The following is a 2,176-nucleotide window of genomic DNA, read 5'->3' on the forward strand; positions in this document are numbered from 1 at the left end:
GGGCGCTTACATTATACGTATACACCGAATCTTTCGTCAGTGTTTATTCGCCTAAGACAATGTGGTGATCATGTGCTAATCACGAAGCGGCAATGGATGCGGCAGACTATAACACTTTGATTCCAGAATAATGAACCAGACACTGCTCAATCCGAGACAATAGCTCGCCAAAATCGGAAAAATCAATCTTAGCAGCATTGGGTTTGACGACTTCTTCAGCGAACTTTACTTTCCCATAAGCTGTAACGTCGCCGTGCTCTTTTTTGGGATCAAAAGGCTTTCCACCAATCTTATGTGACAGCAATGCGGGCTTAAATAGCCCTTCAATCTCGCGCGTGTCGGGAGCGGCGCCTTCCGGTACTTTGATAAGATACAGATTGTCACCGAGATCGTAGAAGGGATCGGTCGTACTGATGCTGATGGGTACGCTGCATTTCTTTGCCGCGTTTTTAAAGGCGGTCTTTGGTCCACCGTCGTTATCACACAGCACGATGACAGGGTGCTTCATGGGTTTGTACGCGTATTTTTTAAGATCATTTGTGTATTTTTCGATTAGGTTTGCTTGGCCGGCAGCGCCGTGACCGAGATTGAGGATATCTCGTGTTGTGTTCGAAGGCCGTAAGAAATTCACCTGTCGCTTCATCCTCCCGTCTTCTTCCTTCACGAGGTTCGGATAGGATTTTGCCAGAGCCCGGATGGCGCATTCCAGATACACAATGTCGGAAATGCCTTCAGTCACGATCAATGGTTTAGTCGGCGATACAAAGTATTTGTAGAAGAGAAACTTCCGGTACAGTTTGCTCGGAGCATGGGGTATTTTGAACTCACCTTCTTTAGCTGATAGCCTGTTGACCTTTGGGGAGCGGTCACGCCGCGCCTTCAGGAAATAGATATACGAAAGCATGCCCTCAAGCGGGTTGAGACTATTGAGCACTTCCGTAGTGCCAGCAACCTCCCGGTAATATTTACCAGTTTGAAACACAGAATTGCACATTGCTCTGACCAACCGGTAGTAATCTTGGCTAATATTGGGCTTAGCATTGACCACTAGCCCTGTAACTGATTGCCGTGACTGGCGCAGCGTCATCCGTGTCTTGGTAGGATTGAGTTTGAATCCAGCTCCCTCAATTTCCTTGCGCAGCATTTTCCCCTCGATCCAGAGCCCACTCCCAGGATCTATCGCGATCTCATTAGGAAAGTCCTTGAGGTTCGTGGAAAAGGTCAGGTCATCAGCATAGCGTGTGTAGGTGCAACGGGCATCCCTGGCTAGCGCTAATAGGCGAAGATCGAGAATATTCCCAATCAGATTAGAAATGATCGGCGAGCACGGGCTTCCTTGTGGCAAAGCGTTCTCGTGGCAGGCGATCTGGGCGATAAGTGTTGCAACGGCAGGCTCGAGTGCAAAGGCCTTGTCATTGATGAAGAACCCGCGAATCCGTCCAAAGTTGATGCTGCCGAAAAAGTCTTTGATATCAACATTGAAGACATACCGCCGCCGTGTATGCGCAGCAGCATTGCCAACGATGGTCTTTTTTTTCTGAAAACCATAGGAGGCGTGCCAATAGCGAGGATTAGACTTTTGGATTTCAGCAACGCACTCATAGAGTTGGTCCGCCAAGCGACTTTGCATGAGCGCCAAGCGAGGTTCGGGAGCCTGTATGGTCCGTTTGCCCCCGTTCTTCTTGGGAATATTGAAGGTCCGATATTTATCAGCGGGAGCCAGCATATAAAGAACGTAGCTCACACCCTTGGGGGTAAAACCGAGGATCGTTGCTAAGCCACTCAAATCCTTTGTGTTTTTTAGTCTTTCGAGAGTACTCAATATGCCAGACCTTCCTGAGAAAAAGGCTTGCGGGCACTCTTAAGCGATGATCAGCGGTCCAAGGTCCATCAGACTGTCCGCAAAGAGATCACGGTGATGAGCAGCCCATCTACCGTTGGTGTCATTTGCCGCGATGCGCAGCAGAAAGTCTGCCCGCAAGCCTGAACCTAGTATGAGAATATCTTCGCCGTTTTGCAAACTGAATTGACATACTCAGGAGAAGAGCAAGAATAGATTACTTAGTGTCCATCCATAAACCCTCGGTTTTACGGATTCCAACAACATGAGTATGTACTGATATTCTGAATTATACTTCATCCTTTGAAGCCAATCTGGCAATCGATCACTCTCAAG

At 48.2% G+C, this 2,176-nt stretch carries 1 protein-coding gene; it reads right to left on the minus strand.

Going from position 1 to position 2,176, the window contains the following annotated elements; genetic code table 11:
• Window positions 1–106 precede the first annotated feature (106 nt).
• On the minus strand, window positions 107–1,822 hold the full coding sequence (locus tag ACOCD2_RS17305) for a retron Ec67 family RNA-directed DNA polymerase/endonuclease (protein WP_419625835.1): 1,716 nt from the start codon (window positions 1,820–1,822) through the stop codon (window positions 107–109).
• Window positions 1,823–2,176: the final 354 nt, after the last annotated feature.

The sequence above is a fragment of the Thiolapillus sp. genome (genome assembly GCF_048562965.1).
Classification (GTDB): domain Bacteria; phylum Pseudomonadota; class Gammaproteobacteria; order Chromatiales; family Chromatiaceae; genus Thiolapillus; species Thiolapillus brandeum_A.